The 24,719-nt window shown below is 68.4% G+C and carries 8 protein-coding genes and 1 tRNA gene; 1 reads left to right on the top strand and 8 read right to left on the bottom strand.

Annotated features, from left to right (window positions below; all coding sequences use genetic code 11):
• Positions 1 to 52 precede the first annotated feature (52 nt).
• The 5 genes from ABD768_RS25670 to ABD768_RS25690 form a co-directional block, all read right to left on the bottom strand.
• Entirely contained in the window at positions 53 to 1,561 is a 1,509-nt protein-coding gene (locus ABD768_RS25670) for a potassium/proton antiporter (protein ID WP_343967184.1), read from the bottom strand.
• A 166-nt stretch (positions 1,562 to 1,727) separates the two neighbouring features.
• Positions 1,728 to 1,818 (bottom strand) — tRNA-Ser (locus ABD768_RS25675).
• A gap of 13 nt (positions 1,819 to 1,831) precedes the next feature.
• Entirely contained in the window at positions 1,832 to 2,266 is a 435-nt protein-coding gene (gene tadA, locus ABD768_RS25680) for a tRNA adenosine(34) deaminase TadA (RefSeq protein WP_343967182.1), read from the bottom strand.
• 28 nt (positions 2,267 to 2,294) lie between these two features.
• Positions 2,295 to 2,783 (bottom strand): tRNA adenosine deaminase-associated protein, encoded by a 489-nt coding sequence (locus ABD768_RS25685; RefSeq protein WP_343967180.1) that lies wholly within the window; start codon positions 2,781 to 2,783, stop codon positions 2,295 to 2,297.
• A gap of 94 nt (positions 2,784 to 2,877) precedes the next feature.
• Entirely contained in the window at positions 2,878 to 3,048 is a 171-nt protein-coding gene (locus ABD768_RS25690; protein WP_343967178.1) for a hypothetical protein, read from the bottom strand.
• A 132-nt stretch (positions 3,049 to 3,180) separates the two neighbouring features.
• Here ABD768_RS25690 and upp point away from each other — a divergent pair, with 132 nt between their 5' ends.
• Positions 3,181 to 3,822: a uracil phosphoribosyltransferase gene (gene upp / locus ABD768_RS25695; RefSeq protein WP_343967176.1), complete on the top strand. Its 642-nt coding sequence runs from the start codon at positions 3,181 to 3,183 to the stop codon at positions 3,820 to 3,822.
• A gap of 24 nt (positions 3,823 to 3,846) precedes the next feature.
• On the opposite strand, the gene ABD768_RS25700 is transcribed toward upp, so the two are convergent.
• The 3 genes from ABD768_RS25700 to ABD768_RS25710 form a co-directional block, all read right to left on the bottom strand.
• On the bottom strand, positions 3,847 to 4,692 hold the full coding sequence (locus tag ABD768_RS25700) for an SGNH/GDSL hydrolase family protein (protein WP_344844733.1): 846 nt from the start codon (positions 4,690 to 4,692) through the stop codon (positions 3,847 to 3,849).
• A gap of 72 nt (positions 4,693 to 4,764) precedes the next feature.
• Positions 4,765 to 7,311, bottom strand: coding sequence for a right-handed parallel beta-helix repeat-containing protein (locus ABD768_RS25705; protein ID WP_344844736.1), 2,547 nt, complete (start codon positions 7,309 to 7,311; stop codon positions 4,765 to 4,767).
• A 25-nt stretch (positions 7,312 to 7,336) separates the two neighbouring features.
• On the bottom strand, positions 7,337 to 24,586 hold the full coding sequence (locus ABD768_RS25710; RefSeq protein WP_344844738.1) for a hypothetical protein: 17,250 nt from the start codon (positions 24,584 to 24,586) through the stop codon (positions 7,337 to 7,339).
• Positions 24,587 to 24,719: the final 133 nt, after the last annotated feature.

Below are 24,719 nucleotides of genomic sequence, written 5' to 3' on the forward strand. Positions count from 1 at the left end.
GGGCGGGCGGGCGCGGGCGGTGGGCGAGTGGGTTGGGGTGAGGGGCGGGGGGCTAGTGCTGTTCGCGGCCTCGTTCGCCGAACCAGCCGGCTAGGCGGCCGGCCCGGCTGACGGCTCGTAGGCGGCGGACTGTGGGTTCGCGGAGGGCGGAGGGGGCGACGACGAGTACTGCGTCGCCTGCGCGGAGTACCGTCCGGCGTTCTGGGACGAACGCCTTGTGGTCGCGGATCACCAGCGACACCGACACGCCCGGCGGCAACCGGAGCTCGCCGATCTCGACGCCGGCCAGCCGCGACTCGCTCGGGATCAGCACCTGCAGCATGTCCGCGCCCAGCGACTCCAGCGGCGCCACGTCGATGTCGACCTCGACCGCCGCATTGTCGTCGAGCACCTTCAACCGCTTCGCCAGCCACGGCAGCGACGGCCCCTGCAGCAACGTGAACAGCAGGACGAGCACGAACACCACGTCGAACACCCGATCCGCCTGCGGCACCTTCTCCGCGAGCGGGATCGTCGCGAGCACGATCGGTACCGCGCCCCGCAACCCCGCCCACGCGACGAAGGTCTGTTCCCGCCACGGGATCTTGAACCACGACACCGACAACGTCACCGCCGCGAACCGCCCGACCACGGTGACCGCGATCCCGATCACCAGCGCGAGCAGTACGTCGTTCAGCTGGATCCGCCCCGGCGACGCGAGCAGCCCGAGCATCACGAACAGCCCGATCTGCGCCAGCCAGGCGAACCCGTCGACGAACGACCTGGTCGCGATCCGGTGCGGCAACTCGGCCCGCCCGAGGATCAGGCTGGTCACGTACACGGCGGCGAACCCGGACACGTGCAGCAGGACCGTGCCGCCGGCGTACGAGACGAAGCAGAGCGAAACGATCGCCAGCGGGTACAGGCCGGCCGAGCCGAGTGCGACCCGGCGGATCAGGCCGACGGCCGCCCAGCCGATCACGAAGCCGAACAGAGCGCCGACCACGAGCTCATAGACGACCAGCCCGGCGAAGTACGGCAGGCCGTGCTCCTTGAGGCCGTCGGTGCTCACCAGAGTCACCAGGAGGACCGTAGGAGCGTCGTTGAGGCCCGACTCGGCCTCCAGCATCCCCCGCAGCCGCGGACGGACGTTGACGCGGCGTAGTACCGAGAAGACGGCAGCAGCATCCGTAGGCGAGGTGACAGCACCCAGAAGCACCGAGATCTGCCAGTCGAGCCCGAGCACGAAGTGGGCGACACACGCGACCACGCCCACGCTGATCGCGACACCGAGAGTCGCCAGTACGACGCCCATCGGCATCACCGGGCGTACTTCGTTCCACCGGGTGGTCAGACCGCCCTCGATCAGGATGATCACCAGCGCCGCGAACCCCAGCGCATGCGCGAGCTGAGCATCCTCGAACTGGATCCCCGCACCCGACTCACCCAGCAGCAACCCCATCGCCAGATAAATCAGCAGCGACGGCAACCCCAGCCGCCCCGACAACCGGACGGCAATGATCGCCACCAGCAACACAGCGGCGCCGGCGAGCAGAATCCGGTCGAGCTCGGTGACATCCACAGCGGCCCTCTACTTCTCGGGTCGGGACTGCAGCTTAGTGGAGCCATGCCTCCGGCAACGAATCACAAGCCGAAAACGGAGCAGACGACAACCCGGGCAAAAAACGAGGACCCTGACGCATCACACAGCATCAGGGTCCTCGGTGTTTCTACCACCCGGGGGTGGTTGGCGGTGGCGGAGGGATTTGAACCCTCGGAAGGGGGGTACCCTTCACGCGCTTTCGAGGCGCGCTCCTTCGGCCGCTCGGACACGCCACCGCCGAAGAGGCTATCAAGACCTATGGCCTGTGAAGAAATCGCGTAGCCTCGCGCCCGCTTCGTCGGCCATCACGCCGCCGATCACCTCGGGGCGATGGTTGAGTCTGCGGTCCCGTACGACGTCCCAAAGGGAGCCCACGGCGCCCGCTTTTTCGTCGTACGCCGCGAACACCAGGCGCTCCAATCGCGACAACACGATCGCCCCGGCGCACATCGTGCAGGGCTCCAGGGTGACGACGAGTGTGCAGCCGGTGAGGCGCCACTCGCCGACGTGCCGGGCCGCCTCGCGGATCGCCAGCACCTCGGCGTGGGCGGTCGGGTCGCCGGTCAGTTCGCGCTCGTTGTGACCGCGCCCGATCACCTGGGCGTCAGCGTCCACGACGATCGCGCCGATCGGTACGTCGGCACTGCCGTGCGCCTTCTCGGCCTCTTCCAGCGCCAGCCCCATCAGCCGGGCGTAGGCGCGGTGTGCGGGGCTAGCCAATTGCTTCGAGCGCCTCGTGGAACCGCTCGCCGAAGCCGAGCACCTCGGCGATCTCTTCGAGCATCTCCTCGGGGTAGAGGTCGACGTCGTCGATCAGCGCGCCCAGATCCATCGCGGTCATCCCGAGGTCGGAGACGATGCCGAGGTCGCCGGCCGGGACCTGCTCGTCGTCGTCATCGGCCAGCGGGATGTCCAGCTCGTCGACGACCTGCTTGGCCAGCGGCCACTCGGTGGCGGCGGTGACGTCGGAGATCAGCAGCCGGGCGCGGCCGCCGACCACCCGGAGCAGGATGAAGAAGTCCTCGTCGACCGAGATCATCCCGAGCACGCCCTGGTCACCGGGGTAACGGCGCAGGGCGGAGACGAGCGCGGACAGGTCCGGTTCACCCCGCAGTACCAGTGGGGCGACCAGCCACTCCCCGTCCTCGGTGTAGGCAGCGACCGCGAAATCCAGGTCGGTGGACGTCTCGGTAGTGGTCATCGGCCCAGCCGTGGGATCAGACACCTTTGCATGGTCGCAGACTCGCACCGTACTTTGCGGCTTTTTTCTGTTTTTTCTGCTGTTGTTCGCACGGTCAGTGGTGATATGTGGCCCGGCGCATGGCGGCCCGGATCTGCTTGACCCGGGCGCGCCGCGGGGCCACCCGGGCACGGAGGGCGCGGGCCTCGTCCAGTTCGCGGAGGAAGGCGGCGCGGCGGCGGAGGCGGTCGAGCTGTTCGGGTGACTTGCCGGTGGATTCGGGCACGGCGCACCGTCCTGGGGTCGATTCGGAACAGGCGCCCCGGGGCGGGGGCCAACTGACCTAAAACGACTGCCTTTCAATCCTAAAAGGGCACAGAGTTTCCAGTGGCGAATCGCCGACGGTAGCGTTCGCCGCATGCAGATCCTCGTCGTGGACCATCCGCTGGTCGCTCACAAGCTCACCACCCTGCGGGACGAGCGGACGGATTCGCCGACCTTCCGGCGACTGACCGAGGAGCTCGTCACGCTGCTCGCGTACGAAGCCACCCGGGACGTCCGGACCGGCCCGATCAGCGTCACCACCCCGGTCGCCGAGGCGGAGGGCATCAAGCTGACCTCCCCCAAGCCGCTGGTGGTCCCGATCCTGCGCGCCGGGCTCGGCATGCTGGAGGGGATGACCCGGCTGCTCCCGACGGCCGAGGTCGGCTTCCTCGGGATGATCCGCAACGAGGAGACGCTGAACGCCTCGACGTACGCCGAGCGGCTGCCGGAGGATCTGCACGGGCGCCAGTGCTACGTGCTCGACCCGATGCTGGCCACCGGCGGCACCCTCGCCGCGGCGATCCAGTTCCTGGTGGACCGCGGCGCCGACCACATCACCGCCATCTGCATCCTCGCCGCCCCCGAGGGCGTCGAGCGGATCGAGCGCGAACTGGCCGACCTCGACATCCCCTGCACCCTCGTCATCGCAGGCATGGACTCCCACCTCAACGACAAGGGCTACATCGTCCCGGGCCTGGGCGACGCCGGAGACCGCCTGTACGGCGTGGCGCAGTAAAGGAAGAAGAAGCTGGGGAGAGGCCTACTCCATCAGGTCGGCGAGGGCTTGGTAGCCGGCATCGGACGGGTGGGCGTCGCCGTCGCGGCAGAGCAGGGTCAGGGTGCACAGCGTTGCGCCGGTGTCGCCTTCAGGGTTGAAGACCGGCATCGGGTCCGCGAACCGGGCTCCGTGCTCGGCCGCCGCGGCGGCCATCGCGGCGTTGAGCTGCCGGATGATCGGGTGGGTGACCGGGAACGCGCCGACGTTGACGTCGAAGGCGCCGAGCACCACGAGGCGGGCGTCCGGTGCGGCCCGGTGAAGTTGGCGCAGGATGCCGGACAGATTCGCCGCGATGCCCGCGATCGCGGCCGGCGCGCCGTCGAGGATGCACTGCACATTCCCGTTGCACGACGCGACGAACTCATTGGCGTCGTTTCCCCACAGCGACAGCGTGACCAGATCGACCCTGCCTCGATGATCCCGCAGGAAGCGCACTGCGGCCGCCTGCTGGGTCCCGGTGAACGCGTCATGCAGCGGTAGCCCGGCTCCCGCCCACGGGCACCGCCCCGTCGCGAAGGTGGTCGTCGATTCGCCTGGACAGCCGTAGTTCACGAGGGTCGTCCGCTGCTGCCCGTGATGCAGCCGGGGGGCCAGCAGATCGGCGTACCCGGTGTCGAACGCCTCAGCCGGCTGTCCGACCTTGAACCGCTGGAACCCGAAGGCCAGCGAGTCACCCAGCGAGAGATACCAGCGCTCAGCGGCTCGTTGTTCGGCCGCTGAGGCCGCTGAGGCTGCTGAGGCCGGGGTGCTGGTGAGCAGCAGTGCGAGCGCCGTGACCAGCGCGATCAGAGCCGCCGTCACACCTGTCGAGGTCCGTGGTGCGGGCATGGGTCGCAACCTCCCCGTCCGGGTTCCGTTGCCTACAGCGTCATTTCCGGCCGCGCATCGCGCAAGAGCAGGTCAGGAATTCGCCGTGTAGTCGATCGGCAGGTCGGCCGCCTCCAGGGAGACCAGCTGGTCTGGGGTGGGGGCGGTGAGGGTGGCCAGGCGGTAGGCCTGGCGTTCGGTCATCTGCTGGAAGATCTGGCGGGCCGAGCGGCCGTTGCCGAAGCCTTCGCCGCGTGGGAGTACCTGGAACATCTCCGAGAGGGCCCGCCGGGCGTCCTCGGAGAGCTCGTACTGGTGCTCGCGGGCGTGGTACTCGAAGATGTCGACCAGCTCGGCCGGTGTGTAGTCGTCGAACAGCAGGGTCCGGGTGAACCGCGACGACAGGCCCGGGTTCGAGCCGATGAAGCGGCCCATGTCGTTGACGTAGCCGGCCACGATCACGACCAGATCCTCGCGATGGTCCTCCATCATCTTGACCAGCGTCGCGATCGCCTCGGCGCCGAAGTCGTTGCCGATCCCGATCGGCGCCAGCGAGTACGCCTCGTCGATGAACAGCACGCCACCGAGGGCCTGGTTGACCGCGGCCTGCGTCTTCGGACCGGTATGACCGACGTACTCGCCGACCAGAGCGGTCCGGTCCACCTCGACCAGATGCCCCTTCCGCAGCAGGCCGAGCGCCTTCAGCACGCGCCCATAAAGCCGCGCGACCGTCGTCTTGCCCGTACCCGGGTTGCCGGCGAACACCAGGTGCCGGCTCAGCGGTGGCGCGGGCAGCCCGGCCTCCTGCCGCATCCGGACCGCCTGCATGAGGTTCACCATCGACTGGACGTCACGCTTGACCCGTCCGAGGCCGATCTGCTCCTCGAGCTCGGCCAGTACGTCCTCGAGCTTCTCGTCCTCGGGCGGCATGCTCTCGTCCAGCGTCCCCACCGGTCCGACCGGCACCGGCGGAGTACCACCAGAACCGCCTGTACCGGCCGAGGCCGCCGCAGGAGTAGCCGGAGTCATCGGTACGCCGTCCACCGTGCAGTCCTCGAAGACCGGGTTCGCGCCCTCGTCCTGGCCGACCGCGCCGTCGCAATCACGGATCCGGACGTGCCGTAGTACCGGCGTGGATGCCTTGCTGAGATGCAGAGCCGGGTACTTCGCACCGACGATGTCGCAGTCGGTATACGACCCAGCAGCCTTCTCGGCGATGTAGATCCCGTTCTTGGCTACCCCGACGACCCGCAGCCCGGTCACCGTCGGCGTCACCCCGGACCAGACGACCAGCCCCGACCCATCGCACTTCTCGATCGTGCTGCCGTTGATCTCCGCCGATGCACCGGTCCCGATGACGATCCCGGCCGCCTTCGTCCGGCTCACCCGTACTGCGTCCAGCTGGACGTACCCAGTCCCCGACAACTCGATCCCGGTCCCGACAGTCCCGGCCACCGAACACGTCTCCAGGCTGGTCGCAGCCGTCGACTCCAGATGCACACCGATCGCGCCTCCGGTGATCCGGCAGTCCTCGGCCCTCACCGTCGCCTCGTCGACGACCGACAACGCGGTCAGCCCGATGTCCGTGATGCCGCACGCGTCCAGCTCGACCTTCGACGTACCGGTCGCGTGCACCCCGTGCTCGGCGCCACCACGGATCAGACTGTCGACGAGCTTCACCGAAGCCGCACCGGTCAGATGGAACGCGCTGTACTTCGACCTGTCGACCCGGCAGTCCGTCATCGTCGCCTGGGCCCCATCCGAGATCAGCAGCCCATTGGCCCCCGAATCGGACACCGCACAACCCCTGGCCGTCACGGACGCCTGATCCTGAATGACGAACCCACTGGCCTGCGTGTCCCGGAACCGGCAGTCCACCAGCTCGACCCGCGCAGACCCGGCCGCGTGGATCGCCGCCGATCCGGCCTTGTCGATCGACAGCTCGGTCAACTGCGCCGTCGACGCGTCCTCGAGCAGCAGGCCGGCCATGCCCGTCTGGCGGAGTACCGAGTCGGTGAGCTTCACCCGGCTGTCGCCACGCAACCGGAAGCCGTAGCCGACCGTGTCGCTCATCCGGAGCCGGTTGGCCTCCAGATAAGCGCCACCCGACAAGACGATCCCGATGCCGTCGATCTTCTCGATCGTGGAGTCCTCGACCTGCGCGCGGACCCGGCCGGACAGGTGCATCGCGGCCAGCCGGCCACTGCCGAGCTTGGAGCGGCGGACCAGCACCGAGGTCACGCCGTACCCGCTGAGGTCCGAGCCCTGGCCTTCGTTGCCTCGGGCATGGATCCGGCTGCCGGTCACGACGCAGTCCTCGATCAGCAGCCCGGCCCCGCCGGCCACCCCGATCGTCGGCGTCTCACTGTCGTCGGCGGCCCGGACGTACAGGCCGCGCAGTACGCACTCGAGCCCCTCGACGACGATCGCCGGTACGCCGCTGCCGGCGACTCCGACCACGTCGACGCTGCCCTGGCCCTGCTCGGCGACGATCACCAGCGAGCGGTCGAGGACCACCTGCTCGGTGTAGCTGCCGGGCGAGACCACGACGGCGTCACCAGGGCTGGCGGCCTTGACCGCGTCGGAGATCCGGCGGTACGTCCCGCGGCCGCCCTTCGGGGCGACATACCTCGTCGTCACTGGCTCTCCATCGGTTCGTTCCCGGTCACGGCGTTCCGGTCGGGCCGGCGGACGGCTGTGGCTGCGGTTGGGGCTGAGGCTGCTGCACCCCAGGTGGCAGGATCACGCCGCCGCTGGTCACCTGCGGCTGTGGCTGATTCTGGGGCACGGTAACACTGGGCGGCAGGATCAACGGCTGCGGATTCGGCCGCGACCACTCCGGGTTCATCGACGCCCGCAGCGCCGGGGCGAGCAGCGACGCCATCCCCTTCTCGAAGAACTTCAGCCCGAAGCCGGTCGCCATGTCGGCGATGCCGCCCTTCTGGAAGTACCGCCCGGCGCTGAAGCCCATCCCGATCGTGCGCAGCATGCCGATGCTGTTGGCGATCGCGTAGCCGGTGGCGACCGACATCCCGCCTTCGGCCAGCGCCTGCCAGCCGCCGACGGTGTGGGTCTTGCCGTCCTTGCCGGGGACCCCGAAGATCGCCGCGTTCATCGTGCCGTTCACGAACCCGGTCAGCGGCAGCATCAGCATGCCGAAGCCGTAGTCGAAGGTACCGCCGCGCCACTTGGTCGCGCTGGTGTTGCCGGCCCACTCGACGCCCCACTGGGCGGTGTTGTTGTTCGGCCGTTTGGTGGCCAGGCTGCCGCCGTCGAGGTTGCCCATCGTCTGCTTCAGGTCGCGCAGGCCGCCGCCGAGCCGGGTCTCGGTCAGCGCCGTACCGGCCACCGTGCGCAGCGTCGTACCGACGGCCGCGTTCATCAGCGCCTTGAGCGCGTCCGTGCCGCTGAACGGCTTGTTCTGCGCGTCGGCGATGATCGCCATGATGATCAGGCTGGCCGCGTAGTCGAGGACGAACTCGGTCCCGGCGGTGAGCAGCATCTTCTGGGTCAGCAGCCGCCCGTACGAGACGTAGTTCGCCTCCATCCGCAGCGGGTTGCCGCCTGCCTGCAGCGCCTTCGGGTCGAAGGTCCAGTTGGACTGCAGGTGCCACGGCTGTCGCTGGGCGTCGCCGATCCGCGCGTTCCAGCCGCGGAACTCGGTCATCGACCCGCGGAAGTCGAACTCGTTGCCGGTCAGGATCAGCCGGTTGTCGCGCAGTTCGAAGACCAGGCCGGTGTCGGACCGCTCGCCGACCACCCGGCCGTTGTTGTCCCAGATCTTCCACTGGCCGTGCAGCTTGTCGGTCTCCAGGTAGTTCGCGCCCGACGCCGCCCGCTCGCGGATGATCTTGTCGAAGTCGAACTCCTTCCACTGCGCCAGATCGCTCTGCCCGTTGGCGTCCACGTGGTACTCGCGGACCCGGACCGGGCGGCCGTCGCCGATGTGCTGAGGCGTCTCGAACCGCACCTCGCCCGGGTGTGTCGCGCCGTTCGGGGTGACGTCGCGGAAGTGCGTCGACTGCCCGTTCCACTGGTTCGACCAGCGCCCGGTGCCGTTGCTCCACCGCCGGTCGAACGTCATCGCCGCGTCGGCCCGCTGGCCGAACTTGTCGAACTCGGCGCTGTGCCAGTTGTTGTTGCCGGACTTCCACGACTCGACGTACCGGCCCTCGTCCAGCATGTGCCGGTCGCGGACCAGGTTGCCTCGGGCATCGAAGTCGCGGAACGAGTTGTCCCAGCTGATCGACTGGTCGCGCGAGCCCTTGAAGTGGAAGCGCTCGCCACCGACCCCGGTCGGGTTGCCGTTCAGGTCCAGCTCACGCCAGGTCCAGCGCGACCCGTCGGCCGGGCCGGTCGCCTCGATGTAGCGGGTCGGCGGGTTGTGCCCGTACGGCGGGATCTGGTGCGACGAGCCGACCAGGTTGCCGTGCGCGTCACGCTGCACCCAGATGTGGGTGTTGCCGGCCTCGGGGAACTCTCGGACCTCGCCACCGGGATGGCTCTGCCGCACCAGGATCCAGTCCGGCCCTTGACCCGGCTGGTGCGGGCCCATCGACGGTTTGAAGTCCTGCCAGCTGTTGTTGGTGTTGTCGAAGATCCGCCAGCCCTTCGTGCCGTCGTTCTCCCACGACATCACCGCGCCGCCGTTGGGGTTCGGGTGCGCGTCGGTCAGCGCCTCGACCTGGTCGCCGACCTTGAGCTTCGACCCGTCGTGCAGCTTGCCCTCGAACCGGACGAACCGGCCGTCCAGCCCGACGTCGACGAAGGACTCGTCGCCCGCGACGTACCGGACGCCGTGGCCCGGGTTGGTCGCCCCGGTCGTCTCCCAGCGGTAGATCTGGTACCGGGCGTCGTTCGCGACATGCGACACGTTGCCTTCCGGCACCGGGTTGCGCTGGATGTAGTCGCGGAACCAGACCGGCGGCCGCTGCTCGCCGACCCGGTGCGCGCTGAGGATGTCGTCGTTGGGCAGCTTCGTCCCGCTGCCGACCGGCTTCCCGGCCTTGCCCTGGATCTCCCAGCTACCGGGCCGTTCGAGTCCGTTCGCACCGGTCTCGAGCTTGAACTCCTGATACTGGTTCGCGTGCTCGGTGCTGTTCCAGGTGCCCCACTTCTGCTGCGCGATGTCATCAGTGGTCTGACCGGGCAGCCTGACCCGGTCGATGAAGCCGTCGCCGAGCTTCTCCCAGGTCCGCTGACCCGAGCCGATCAGTCCGCCGTCGGCATCGAACCGGTTCCAGGTCCAGTTGCCGTCCGCGCCCCGGACCGCCAGCACATGGCCGGTGATCTCCTTCTCCGCCTTGCCCATCGGGCCGATCTGGTCGGCGATCGGGTTGTCGTACTTCTGCAGGCCCTGCTGGTAGTGGTGCACCTGGCGGCCGTTGTGGTCGACGTCCATCCACGAGTTGCCGCTGGTGTCGAACTCCCGCTTGCCCCAGTTGCTGACCCCACCGGCGTTGTCGTACGTCGCCCAGGTGGTCCGCCGGTTGAAGGTACCGAAGCCGAGCGTGTCGGTCTTGCGGAAGCTGTCCATGATCTCGCCGCCCGGCAGCCACCGGCGCTCGAAGACCTGGACCTCCTTGGCCGACGAGCTGATCAGCTTGATCTGCCCGTTGCCGACCCCGGTCACCTCGACCTTGCCGTGCTGGAAGACGCCGTCCGCGCTGGTCCCACCGGTCCGGGTCCAGGTGCTGTTGGCCCGGTCGACGACGTACCGGAACGGCGTGGCCTGCCCGTTGTTGAGCACCGGGAAGCCTTGTTCGGTGAGGTTTCCGGCCCGGTTGTAGACGTGGTACTCACCGTTGCGCGGGCTGCCGTTGAGCCGGATCTCGACCCGCACGTTGCCCTGGGCATCGACCGTGGCGTGGTACCGGTTCGGCATCGCCGTACCGGTGTTGTCGACGAAGGTGACGACGCCGTTCTGGTCGCGGGTGACCCGGCCGCCGAGCTGGCTCGCGCCCAGTCCGTCGAGGTCGGTGAGCTGCCGGACCGGTACGCCCTGCAGGTCGAAGACGTCCTCGCCACCGACCCGGCTGACGGTGATCTCGCCACGGGCCGCGTCGAAGTTCACTTGGCGGCCGGCGATCGGCGCGTACTGCGCGTCGACCCGCTGCGCCCCGGCCGTACCGATCTCGAGGAAGCCGTCCTCGCCGTGCAGCGTGACGGGGATACCGTGTGCCTGGTGGGCGCCGTTGGCGTCGTACAGGTGGTAGTTGCCGCCGTCGATCGCGCGGTAGCCGCCGTTGCCGGTGAGCTCGACCGTGCCCGGGCCGGGCGCGTCGGCGCCGGTCCGGATGCTCACGTTGCCGTGCACGTCGTGGACGACGATCAACTGCTGGCCAGGCTGAACACCCGGCTGGTGCAGCGGGATCCGCCGGTCGATCGCGAGACCCGCGTCATCGAAGGTCCGCGCGATGCCGTTGGCCGGATCGGTGAGCCGGAAACCGCCGCCCTGCAGGACATCCACCTGATGCGGCAACCGGGTACCGAGGTCGTCGATGAAGGAGAACGTGCCGTCGGTGCCGCGGTACAGGAAGACCTGTCCCGGGAAGTCGGCGTGCGCCACCCGTACGCCGGTGCCCTCCAGCAGACCGTTGTTGCCGAAGTACCGGATGTCCCCGAGGTTGTTGTCGACGACCATCAACTGGCCGTTGCCCAACCGGGTGACCTGCGTGTGCGGAACCGGGGCACCGTTGACGTCAACGACGCGGAGACCGCCGGCCCCGTTCGGCTCGGTGAACAACGCGCCGTGCAGGCCTTGCGGATCGGTGAGCCGCAGACCATCCGCGGTGAGCACTCCATCCGCGCCGTACCGCGCGCTGTTCCCCTGCGCGGTGTTGATCCGGAAGCCGCCGTCCGGCAGCAGATCGACCGTCGTCCCGGGAACATGCGTTCCCTGCAGATCGACCAGCCGTGCGCCGGCGGCTCCGTCGACCTCGATGAACCGGTCGCCCCGGAAACCCTGCGCGTTGAGAACGGAGGCCCCGTCGCCGAGGTGTGTGCCATCGGCGGCGTACCGCTGCATGCCGCCGTCGGCGTCGTAGATCCGGAAGCCGCCGTCGTCCAGCCCGCGGACCGCGACGTTCTCGGCGCCGTCGCCGAGCACATGCCACCCGTCGGCATCATGCGCGACGAACCGGTCGGTCGTCCCGTCGAGCTTGAAGTGGACCTCGGTGAGCGTGCCGCCGCTGTCGTAGTGGATCGTCCGGTTGCCCTCGACCACGTGGTAGCCGGTCGTGTTCGCTTCCGGCCTCGACCAGTAGCCACCGGCCCCCAGACCCTGTGGGCGGCCGTTGACCGACGCGATCCGCAGGTCGTCGAGTCCTTGCAGCAGCCCGTCGGCCGACAGCCCGGGGTGCTGGGCCTCGAAGGTCTGCTTGGCCAGTACGAACTTCTCCTGGGCGGCGTGCAGATCGAAGTGCGCCCGGTCCCCGATCGACAGCCCGTTGGAGGTGCTCGCCGCGTTGGGACCGTTCTCGTCGCCGTACCTCGTCGCGGCGGCGAAGTCGTCGTACGTCTTCTGCACCGCCTGGAAGTCGTCCATCCGGGTCAGCACGAGCGCGTCGGAGTCGCCGAGCTGCCGGAACAGGTTCGCCCGGGCAGCCATGTCGCTGCTCCACGTCTGGCTGACGTTCGTCGCGGCCTGGCGCCACGACAGCGGGTCGATCTTGCCGGCGAAGACATCGCTGTTGTGCAGCACGCCGGCCTTCAGATCGGTGGCGAAGTGCAGGTACTCCGAACCGCTCCACGAGTTGCCGAAGAACCGGACCCCGTTGAACCTGCCCTCGACAGTGACGGTGTCGCGGCCGGCGTTGCGGGTGATCGTGATGGTCAGGTCGTCGGCGCTGTTCGGCTTGCTCACCTTGATCGTGTTGACGAGTCCGTCGTGACTGATCGTCGAGGTCGCCGACACGTCCGTCATGCCCTGGAACTTGCGCAGCCCGTCGGCCGAGAACGCGTGACCGAAGTCGTCGAAGGCCTGCTGCGACGAGAAGCCCGGCCACTCCTGGTGGATCAGGTCGTCGTACGTGCTCTGCGGCAGCTGCTCGGCCCGGACGGGGATGATCGTCAGCCCGTCCTCGACCCGGTTCGGGCCGGTCCGGACCAGGTTCGTCGGGGCCAGCGTGACCTCGAACTGGTGCGGGTTCACCGGCGGTGCGTCGGCCGCGCCGGGCTGGAAGTGCGGCGGGTACGCCGAAGCCAGCTTGGCGTGCTCACCCGGTACGTCGATCTCGAACACGACCCGGTTGGACTTCGCGCCGTTCTGCGCCCAGGTGTGCTGGAACTCCATCCCGTTCGAGGTCGACGACGGCAGCCGCTCGACGAAGTTGTCCGCCTGCGCCGCCAGCGGATCGAGGGACATGCCGCGGTACAGGGTGACCCGGGCGTTCGGTCCGTGGAAGGCGAGATCGGTGGTGGTCCGGACGAAGTCGTCGACCTTCTCGACCAGGCTGTCCGCGTTGGTCATCGAGAGGTCGACATAGCCGCCGTACCCGCGATGCGAGGTGAAGGCGCCGTCGCGGACGTCCTCCATCAGCTTCAGCACGTTGGCATCGGTGGCCGCGGCCGCCAGGTGCGTGCGGGACAGATCGACCGAGCCGGTCCAGCGCGCGGCAGCGTCCGGACCGGTCAGGTGCGCCGGTACCACCGGAGCGGGCGCGTTCGCCGTCAGACCCTGATCCAGCTGCCGGAAGGCGCCGGTCGACCGGTCGAAGCTCAGCGCGCCCTGCGGGGAGGCGATCGTGATCGTGTCGCCGTTCGCCTTGACCGGCCAGTTCCCGCCGAGTCCGTCGTCGAACGTCCCCGCGTAGATGTTGCCGGTGAAGCCGTCCTCACCCATCTCCAGCCACCGGCCGGCGAGCGGGCCGTGAGTCAGCTGGACCGACTCGCCGGACAGGGTGAGCGAGCCGTTGCGCATGACCCGGTACTCCCAGGTGTGCGCCGGCGTGAAGCCGTCCGGCCCGGCCTTGCTGATGGTCAGCACGTTGCCGGTCTGATGCATCTGGACCGACGAGTGCACCCCGCCGACGATCTGCGCCTGGCCACCCTGCACGCGGACCTGCACGTCGGCCGGCAGGTCATGAGTCCGGACCGGGCCGCCGCCCATCGGGTTGTGCCGAACGCTGCCGCCGACGCCGGTGGTCGTCTCCCGCATGCCACCGACCAGGCGCGGCCGGTCCGCGATCGAGGCCGACAACAAGTCGTCCAGTTGCTGCTGCAGCCCGTCGAACTGCACGCCGTGCTTGGCGTCGAACGCGTTCTTCGCGAGGTCGAGGTTGTGCTGCGCGGTCTGCAGCTCGATCCGCGCCTGGTCACCGAGCGCCGGACCACGCGAAGAGCCGTCGGGACGTCCGCTCAGTTCGTCGTACTTGGCCAGCGCGGCCCGGTACTCGTTCTGGGCCTTCTGCACCCTGGTGAAGTCGTCCACCCGGACGGTGAGATCCGCCTCGGTGTCCCCGGCCCGGCGGAACACGTCGAGCCGGGCCGCCGAGTCGGCGTTCCAGATCTGCTCCATCGTCTGCTTGGCGGCCGGAGCGCCCTTCCACGAGGCCGGCTCCATCCGGCCGGCGAACAGGTCGCTGTTGTGCAGGACGTTGCCGCGCAGGTCGGTGGCGATGTGCTTGAAGTCGGTCTTGCTCCAGGTCTGGTCGAAGGTCGTCAGGCCGTCGGACGCGACCGTCACGCGGACCGAGTCGGCCTCGGCGTCCCGGAGTACGGTGATCTTCAGCTCGCCCTCGAAGCCCGGCTTGGTCCCGGTGATGGTGAGCCGGTCGCCACTCTTGACCGTCGTGGTGGTGATGTCCTCCAGGCCGGTGAACTTGCGCAGGTTGTCCCGCTCGAACGACTTCGCGAAGTCGGTGAAGGCGTCGGACGACTTCATCCCCGGCCACTTGGCGTTGATCAGGTCGCTGTACGCCGACGGCGCGATCGCCTCGGCCTTGACCGGGATGATCGTCATCCCGTTCTCGAAGCGGTTCGGGCCGGTCCGGACCAGCGTTGTCGGGGCCAGCGTGACCTCCCACTGGCTCTGGTTCCACGCGCGCGCCTCGTCCAGCCCTGCCTGGTAGCCGGGCGGGTAGGACATCGACAGCTTGCCGTGCCCGGCCGGTACGTCGATCTCGAAGACGAACCGGTTGCTCGCGACGCCGTTCTTCGCCCACTCCTCCTGGAACTTGATGTTGTTGGAGGTCGAGCTGGGCAGCCGGTCGACGAACTCGTTCGCCTTGGCGCTGGCCGGGTCCATCGAGACGCCGCGGTACAGGGTGATGTCCCGGTCGCCGCCCTTGAGCAGCAGGTCGCGGGTGACGTCGGAGAAGGTCTGCACCTTGCCGACCAGGGTGCCGTCCTCGAGCGCGAGCGGGTTCACGTACCCCTCGAAGCCGCGCTTGGAGGTGAAGGAGCCGCCCATGACGTCCTTCATCAGGTTCTCGACGGCCTTGTTCTCGGCGGCCGCGGTGAGGTGCGTGCGCGACAAGTCGACTTGGTTGGTCCAGCGGACCGGGTCGCCGTGGATGGTGGCCGGCAACGCGGGCGCGGGCAGGTGCGACGTACTGGTCGGTGCTGGGCCGTGGAACGACCCGTCCCGGCCGTACCGCAGCGGGCCGCCCGGGGTGGCCACGAACAGTTCGTCGCCGACCACCTTCATCGGCCAGACGCCGCCGTCGCCGAGAGTCCCGTCCAGCTGGCCCATCAGTCCGCGCAGATTGGCCACCTCGCCGGCCAGCGGACCGTCTGCCAGGTGGATGGTCTGGCCGGTCAGGTTCGGCCGGCCGAAGCCTTGCCGGAAGGTCCAGGTCGACAGCGTCTCGCCGCTGGCGCCCACCTGAGTGATGGTGATCTCCCGGCCGTTCACCGAACCGGTGAACTCGCCCGCCCGGGTGCCGGTGAACTGCACCGCGCCACCCTCGACCTGGTACGAGACGCCGCCACCCGGTACCTCGAACTGCCGGCCGGCGCCAGGCAGCTTCGGCCGCTTCACCGCATCGCCGAGCTCCGCCTTCAGCTGGTCGGGATCCATGTCGTACTTGCGCTTGAAACCGAGCTTGGCGGTGTCGAGGTCGGCCCGGGCACCGTCGACATCCATCCGGACCTCGTCGCCGACGGAGACCCCGCTGGCCGACGGGCCGTCGGGACGGGCGCCGTGCAGGTCGAGGTTGTCGACCGCGTGCTTGAGGTTCAGCTCGCTCTGCTGGAACCGGGAGAAGTCCTCCATCTTCGCGTTGACCAGCGCGTCGGTGTCGCCGGGCTTGCGGAAGACGTTCGCCTTGGCGGCGAAGTCGGCGTCCCACTGCGCGCTGAACGTCTGCTTGTTCCACGCGGCCGGCTTCGACATCGCGATGAACACGTCGTTCTCGTGCAGCGTCCCGGCCCGCAGGTCGGTGGCGATACTGCTGAACTCGGTCTGGCTCCAGTTCCGGTTCAGCGTGGTCTTGCCGTCGGCCGTGACGGTGACGTGGACGGAATCGGCGTACTCGTTCCGGGTGATCTTGATGGTCATGTCGTGGCCCGGCAGACCGGGCTTGCTGACGGTGATGTCGCGGACCATGCCGTCGGTGCTCAGCTTCGACGTCACCGTGACGTCGGACATGTTGCCGAACTTCTGCAGGTGGACCTGGTCGAACGCGCGGCCGAAGTCGTCGAACGCGTCCGCCGAGGACATCCCGGGCCAGCGCTCGCTGATCAGGCTGTCCAGCTGGCCGGGCGGGATCTGCCTGGCCCGGACCGGGATGACGGTCAGCCCGTCCTTGACGAAGGAGTCACCGGTGCGCTCGAGCACGGTCGGCGACAGCGTCACCTCCAACTGGTCCGGGTTGAAGGCGCGAGCATCCTTCAGGCCCTGCTGGTAACCCTCCGGGTAGGACAGCGCCAACTTGCCGTGCGCGGGCGGTACGTCGATCTGGAACACGACCCGCTTGCCGGGGTCGGCGCCCTTCGCCCAGGTCTTCTGGAACTCCCAGTTGGTCGACGTCGACACCGGCAGCCGCTCGACGAACTTGTTGCCCTGGGCACTGGCCGAGTCGATCGCGATCCCCCGGTAGACCCTGGTGGGAGCGATCGGGCCGTCGAACAGCAGCCCCTCGGCCACGTCGTTGAAGGCATGCACGTCCTTCGTCAGCTTGCTGAGGCCGGTCTCCAGCACGTACGGATCGATGTATCCGCCGAAGCCCTTCTGCGAGGTGAACCTGCCCTCGTAGGCCATCTGCATCATGTCGCCGACGTCGTCCCACTTGCTGGCCGCCGTCAGGTGCGTGCGGGAGATGTCGGCCTGGGCCATCCACTTCGCGAGGTCGTCGCCCTCCAGGTGGACCGGCGGGATCGGGTCCGCCATCTTGCCCTTGACGCCGGGCTCGACGCGGACGAAATTGCCGGTGCGGTCGTACACCTGGGTCCCGGACATCGAGGGCACGCTGTACTCGCCCTCGCCGGTGCTGTACTTGACCGGCACGTGATCGCCGAGATCGTCGACCGCCCCGCGACCGAACGATCCGCCGCTCCACTCCGCGGTCAGCGCCCGGCCGTCGAACACATCGCCGCCGCCGTGCAGGACGAGCTGGTCGGTCTTCATCATCGGCCAGCCGAGATCGTTGAGCTCGTACTTCAGCGTCCGCAGAACGTTGCCATCAGCATCGACCTTGGTGACCGTCAGCGCCTTGCCGTCCAGCACGCCGCGGAAGTCGTCGACCCCGTCGCCGAGGAAGTTGACCGAGTTGCCTTCGATCTTGAACATCCCGTCGGTGCCCGAGATCGGCATCGGGCGACGCATGCCGGCGCCGGGCAGCCGCGGCCGGTCCTTCAGCGAGTCGAGCAGCAGGTTGTCCAGCTGCTGCTGGATGGCGTCGACCTTCATGGCGTGCTTGCCCTCGAAGGCAGCCTTCGCGTTGGCCAGGTCGGTCTCGGCCGCGCTCAGCTGGAGATGCGCCTGGTCGCCGATGTCCGGCCGGGTGGACGCGCCGTCAAGCCGGCCACCGTGCTGGGCGATGTCGTCGAGAGCCGCCTTGACGTTGCCCTGGGCGTGCTCGACCCGGCTGAAGTCGGCCATCCTGGCGTCGACCACCGCGTCGGTGTCACCGACCTTGCGGAAGACGTTGGTCTTCGCCGCCAGGTCGTCGGCCCAGGCCTTGTTGAACGCCTCGATGTCGTCGGCCCAGGCCTTGTTGAGCGAGGCGATGTCGTTGTCCCAGTTGCGGTTGAGCGAGGCCAAGTCGTCGCCCAGGCTGCCCTGGTCGACTGCTTTGCCCTTGCCCTTGACGTCGATGTGGACCGGCGGCGCGGCCTCCTCGGCCCAGCGCGCGGGCTGCGGCAGGTTGGTGAACTGCTCGTTGTTGTGCAGTACGCCGCCACGCAGATCCGTTGCCAGGTTGGAGAACTGCTGCCCGCTCCAGCTCTTGTCGAACTTGGTGGCGCCGTCCACGTCGACGGTCACCCGGACCGAGTCCGCGTCCGCGTTGCGGGTCACCGTGATGTGCATGTCGTGACCCTCGAAGCCCGGCTTGCTGACGGTGATCTTGTTGATCATCCCGTCGCCGCTCAGTACGGACTTCGACGTCACGCTCTCCAGGTCGGGGAACTGCCGCAGCGCGGTCAGCTCGAACGACTTGGCGAAGTCGTCGAACGCCGTCGCGGAGTCCAGCCCACCCCACTTGGCGTTGATCAGGTCGTTGTACGCCGACGGCGGGATCATCTCGGCCTTGACCGGGATCACCGTGATCCCGTTGTCCAGCGTCCGGTTCGCGCCGGTCCGGACGAACGTGGTCGGCGCCAGCGTCACCTCGAACTGGTCCTGGTTCCAGGCCTTCGCCTCACCGGCGCCCGGCTTGTACCCCTCCGGGTACGACATCGACAGCTTGTTGTGCGCGGGCGGTACGTCGATCTCGAAGACGACCCGGTTGCTGTTGACGCCGTTCTTGGCCCACTCGTCCTGGAACTTCACCGAGCTCGAGGTGGAGATCGGCAGCCGCTCGGTGAACTCGTTCGCCTTCGCCGCGGCCGGATCCATCGACACCCCGCGGTACAGGGTGATGTTGTCGGCCGGGCCCTTCGTGAGCAGGTCCTGGGTGACGGTGTGGAAGTTCTGCATCTTGCCGAGCAGCGTGCCGTCCTCGAGCGCCGTCGGGTTGACGAAGCCGCCGTAGCCCTTCTTGGAGGTGAAGCTGCCGCCGGCGACGTCCTTCATCAGGTTCTCGACCGGCTTGTTGGTCATCGCCTCGCCGAGGTGCGTGCGGGAGATGTCGGCCTGCGCGGTCCAGCGGGTCGCGTCCGTGCCGGTGAGGTGCGGCGGCGGTACCGCTTTGCCGAGCTGGTCGCCCGGGTGCGCGCCCGGTCCCTGGAAGAAGCCGTCGCGGTCGTACTTGAAGACGCCACCAGGTGCGGCGACGACGATACCGTCGCCTTCTGCCTTGACCGGCATGCCGCCACGGACGTCGTCGATGACCCCGTCGAGCTTGCCCGCGGTCCCTTCCAGACTGAGGAACTTGCCCGCCAGCGGTCCGTCGCCCAGCGTCAGCGTCTCGCCGATCACACTCGGCCGGAAGCCCGGCCGCATCGTCCACGAGTGCAGTACGTCGCCACCGTCGCCGAGCTTCTGGATCACCATGTTGCCGTCGGCACCGGTCTGCAGATGGAACTGATCCGCGCCCTCGCCCGACACCTTGAAGTTCCGGCCGTCCCGAACGACCTGTACGCCGTCCGCGCCCGGCAGGTCGACGCCACGACCGGGCCGGCCGCTGGCTCCGAGCAGGCCCGGGTTGAGCTTGAGGTCCGACTGCTTGAGCGCGGCCAGCCAGTCGGCCGTCGCGTCCGCGTCCAGGTTGTGCAACTGGGTGAAGGCGGCCTTCGCCTCGACGAGCTGCTGCTCGGCGAGGTGGATCTCCAGCCTCGCCTGGTCACCGACCGACGGTGCCTTCGACGAGCCGTCGACCCGGCCGGTCTGCGGCCCGAAGTCGCGCTTGATCGAGTCGAGCTCGATCTGGGCCTTCTCGACCGCGGCCCAGTCGTCCATCCGCTGCAGGACCTGGGCGTCGCTGAGCCCCTCGGCACGGAACGGCGTCGCCTTCTCCCACTGCCACGGCTTCGGGAAGTTGCTGAACTTCTCGTTGTTGTGCAGGACGCCACCGCGCAGGTCGGTGGCGATGTTGCTGAAGTCGGTCTTGGACCAGGTCTGGTCGAACTTGTTCGCGCCGTCCGAGGCGATGGTGACCCGGACCGAGTCGGCCTTCGGGTCGCGCATCACGGTGATGGTCAGGTCGTGGCCCTCGAAGCCCGGCTTGCTGACCGTGACGGTGTGGGTCAGCCCGTCGGTACTGGAGACCGCCTTCGAGGTGACGTTCTCCAGATCGGGGAACTGCTTGAGGGCGCCGAGCTCGAAGGACTTCACGAAGTCGCCGAACGCGGTCTCCGAGGACAGTCCCGGCCACTTGGCGGTGATCACCGACTCGTACATCGACGGCGGGATCTGCTCGGCCTTGACCGGGATGATCGTCATCCCGTTGTCCAGCGTCCGGTTCGGGCCGGTCCGGACCAGCGTGGTCGGCGACAGCGTCACCTCGAACTGGCTGGCGTTGATCTCGGGCGCGTCACCCTTCACGGCCTGGTAGCCGTCCGGGTAGGCCATCGACATCTTGCTGTGCCCGGCCGGTACGTCGATCTCGAAGACGACCCGGTTGGTGTTGACCCCGTTCTTGGCCCACTCGTCCTGGAACTTCATCGTGTTCGAGGTGGAGATCGGCAGCCGCTCGGTGAACTTGCCGGCCTGCGCGCTGGCCGGGTCCATCGACACCCCGCGGTACACGGTCAGGTTGTCCTCGGGGCCCTTGAAGGCCAGCTCCTTGGCGAAGTTCTCGAACTTGTGGACGTTGTTGACCAGTGAGCCGTCCCTCAGCGCGGACGGGTTGATGTACCCGTCGAAGCCCTTCTTGGACGTGAACGAGCCACCGGCGACGCCCTTCATGAACAGGTCGAGCTGCTTGTTGTCGGCGGCCAGGGTGAGGTGCGTCCGGGAGATGTCGGCCTGCGCGTTCCAGCGGACCAGGTCGTCGCCGGTCAGGTGGGCCGGCGCGGCCGGCTTCGGCAGGTCGTGCCCGGTCGACGGTCCGACGCCGTGGAAGCTGCCGGTCTTGTCATACACCAGCGGTCCCTGCGGCGACGGCACGATCAGCCCGTCGTCGGTGAACTTCACCGGCAGGTGGTTGCCGCGCAGATCCGTCACCAGGGCCTTGTCGAACTGACCCATCGCGCCTTGCAGGCTGATCGGCTGACCGTCGAACAGGCCGCCGTTCAGCGGGAACGACTCGCCGATCTGGTTCGCGCGCCCGCCGAAGCCGAGCGAGTACGTCCACGTGTGCGCGGCCTTGCCGGCGTCACCCATCTCGGTGATGGTCAGCGTCCGGCCGTTCAGCGTGCTGCTGAACGCGTCGGCCTTCGGTCCGCTGAAGCTGATCTGGCTGCCGTTCAGCTCGAACTTCATCCCGTTGCCGTTGGGCAGGTCGAAGCTGCGGCTGACCCCGCCGAGCAGGCGTGGCCGCTCCTTGAGCGAATCGATCGTCAGCTTGTCGAGCTGCGCCTGCAGGTTGTCGACGCTGAGCCCGTGCTTGCTCTCGAAGCTCGCCTTGGCGTTGGCCAGATCGTTCTCGGCCGCCCGCAGGTCGATGTGCACCTGGTCGCCGACCGCCGGCCCGGTCGACGGCCCGTCCAGCCGCTCGCCGTGCACGGCCACGTTGTCGAGTGCGTTGTCGAAGTGCGACTGTGCCCGCTGCACCTGACCGAAGTCGGCCATCTTGGCGTTGACCATCGCGTCGGTGTCGCCCGGCTGACGGAAGACGCCCGCCTTGGCGGCCAGGTCCTTGTCCCAGGCTGCGCTCAGGGTCTGGTTGTCCAGCTTGCCCTGGGCGTTGTAGTGGAACGTCAGGCCCTTCTCGTCGATCAGCTGGATGCCGCCGTTGTCGAGCTTGGTGATCTTGATGCCGGGGGTGATGTCGCCGGTCAGTGTGGTGGCGCGGAACTCGCCGCCCTTGGTCACGACGATGTGGTCGGTCGGCCGGAGTACGCCGTCGGTCTTGGTCAGCCGCAGGCCCTGGTCGATCACGATGCCGCCGCTGTCGAAGCGGGTGGTCTGACCGGTCGCCGTGTCGGTGAAGCGAAGGTTGCCCCCGGCAAGCACGTCCATCCGGCCGTCGGGCCCGCCGCCGTACAGGTTGTAGCTGCTCATCCCGCCTTCGGTCCGCTCGACCTTGACGTAGGCGCCGGGGCGGTCGGTGAGGCCGTGTAGCTGGATCTCGGAGCGGCTGGCGATCGTGTTCGTGCCGTGGCCGGAGTTGCCGATGTCGGCGCCCTTGGCCAGCGAGTAGCCCGGGTCGTGTACGCCGGGGTTGTGCATGCCCGGGTTGTGCAGTGCCGCGTTGTCGAAGCCGTTGAAGCCCGGGGTGTGGACGCCCGGGTTGTTATGCACGGCCGGCGCGGGCTGCGGATGCAGTGGGACGAGTTGGGTCTCGGGCGTCACGGCCTTGGCATCGAGGCTGTGGCCCGGTACGCCGACGTTGCCCGGCAGGTTCGTGCTCGGCACCGTCGTCCCCTGGCCCGCGTTGTGCGCGGTGGCCGGCTGGACGTGCAGGTCGGCGGCGCGGCTCGGGAGGTTGATCGGCTGGACGTTCACCGACGGCACGGTCGGGGCGTTCTGGGCGCCGGCCAGGCCTGGGTTGTCGACCTTGATCGTCGCGGGCGCGGGGGGCTTGAAGTCGGCACCGCCGTTCAGGTGGACGTTGACGTTGACGTCGGTACCGGCCGGCTTGGCGGTGTGGATCGACGGCGGAGTGACGCCTTGCGTCGTCGCGCCGGGGTTGTGGACGAGGTCGAGCGCTGCGTTGATCCGGTCGACGGCGGGCGGGTTCAGCGCGTGCAGGCCGTTGAAGTTCGCGGGGCTCGGCGCGTTCAGGACCTCGTCGATGCTGAGCTTGAAGTGGTTGGTCTGGAAGCCATGGGCCGCGCCTTCGCCGATCGACGTACCGAAGTGCGGGGAGACGGCCGGGGCGTTGTTGCGGATCGCGGAGCCGGCCAGGTCGCTCAGGCCGGCGGAGTTCGCGTTCGGGGTCGGGACGTGCAGCGAGCCGATGTTGTTCAGGCCGGGCGACTGCACGTTCACGTTGTTCATGTGCAGGGAGTTGCCGAACTCCGGCGTACCGACATGCGGCGACGGGATGTTGGCGACGACGCCGTTCGCGCCGAGGTTCGTGTTGACGTGGACCGAGGGCGGGGTCGCGCCGGTGGCGACGTGGATCGGCAGGACCGGCGTACCGACCGCTGGCTGGGTCAGGTTGGCGACGACGTTGGACGGCATCTGCGGCGTACCGACGTGGGCCGACGGGATGATCGAGCCGCCGGGGACGACCGGGACGTTGGTACCGGCGTTGCTCGGGATGTGGATGCCGCCGGGCGTGGTGACGGTCGGCGTGTGCACGCTGACGCCCAGGTCGCCACCCTTGACCGGGGCGAAGTTGCCGGTCGGGATGTCGTCGATGGCGATGCTCACGTGACCCGCGTTGAACCCGGCGCCGGACACCTCGCCGAGGCCCTTGATGTTGAGCGGGATCATCTCGGGCGGGTTCATCATCGTGTGCAGGAAGTTGGTCTTGCCGCCGAGCGCGCCGCCGGTGGTCTCGATCGGGATGCCGGCGATCGACTTGCCGATCGCGCTCGTCATCGGCATCCCGAACACGTTCTTGCCCTGGATGCCACGGCCGATCACGCCGACCTTCAGAGCCTGGGTGAAGGCGCCGAAGTCCGTCATCCCGGCCAGCCGGAAGGCCCGGATCTCGTCCGCGGCCACCGGCAGGAAGATCCGGGTCCACTGCAGGTTGCCGAAGTGCGCCTGGACGAACTTGAAGGTGTTGCCGAGGCCGGTGGCGAAGCCCTTGCCGATCGTCCCCAGCCCGCGGAACAGGGTCGACGGCAGATTGGCGAAGCCGGTGCCGAGGTTCTTGATCCCGTTCAGCGCGATCTTGCCGAAGTTGTTGCCGAAGTTGGCCGCGTTGATCGGGAAGTTCCGGATGTTCTTGACGACGAACAGGCCGGTCTCCCTGATCGCGATGTTGGCCAGCATCGGCATGCTCTTCAGCCCGGCCAGCAGGCCGTTGAACAGGAAGTCCTTGCTGAAGACGTTCTTGAAGGTCTGGACGATGCCCTTGACGCCGGCCCCGATACCCTTGCCGATCGCCTTCACGATGCTGAAGATGGGCAGCGCCTTGGTGGTCGGCGCGATCAGGCCGAGACCGGCCAGGAACAGGTCCAGGAAGCTGGCGTCACCCTTGGCGACGTCGACGATGGTCTTGATGAACAGGGCCAGGTTGACGCCCAGCGCGATCAGCGCGATCGGGCCACCGAAGATCAGCGCTGGGATGATCAGGATGATCGCCAGCCACTTGAAGGCCTCCCAGAACACCTCGCAGTCCGAGATCGGCATCTTGATGTCCGAGACACCGTTGATCCGGCCGGCGTAGCTCGAGGCCTGCTCGGACTGGTACGTACCGGCGGCCTGCGCAGTGTTCTTGTGGGTCTCCCTGTCGGGGTCGTCCTCGGCCAGGCCCCGCCCGGCGTTCAGCGCGGCGTCGGCCTTCGCCTGCTGCTCGACGACCACGCCGCTCCACTCCCGCAGCGCGGTGGCGGACGACTCGAAGGCGGAGGCGACGCTCTCGACGTGCCCGCGCAGCCGGCCGTCGACCTTGCCGCGGAGTGCGTCGGCGGTGTCCCCGACGAAGACGGAGTCGTCGTTCTTGTTCATCACGGCCTCGATCGCGGTGATGATCTCCCGCGCCTTGCCGCCCATCTTCTGGAACCCGTCGGCCAGCGCCTTGATCTTCTCGGGATCGCCCGGCGTGGGGTCGCCCCCCAGACCGATCGCATCCCAGTCACCTGGCCGCGGCATCCGAACCCTCCCTCACGCCGACAGTGGTCCCTCCGGAAAGTCCACGCCTGAGAGCGCTCCGAGGTTCAGTTCCGGGCCGGAAAACTATTTCTGAACCTGATCGCGGGCCGCCACGTGGACTGGGTGGAACCGT

Source organism: Kribbella ginsengisoli (genome assembly GCF_039537185.1).
GTDB classification, from domain to species: domain Bacteria; phylum Actinomycetota; class Actinomycetes; order Propionibacteriales; family Kribbellaceae; genus Kribbella; species Kribbella koreensis.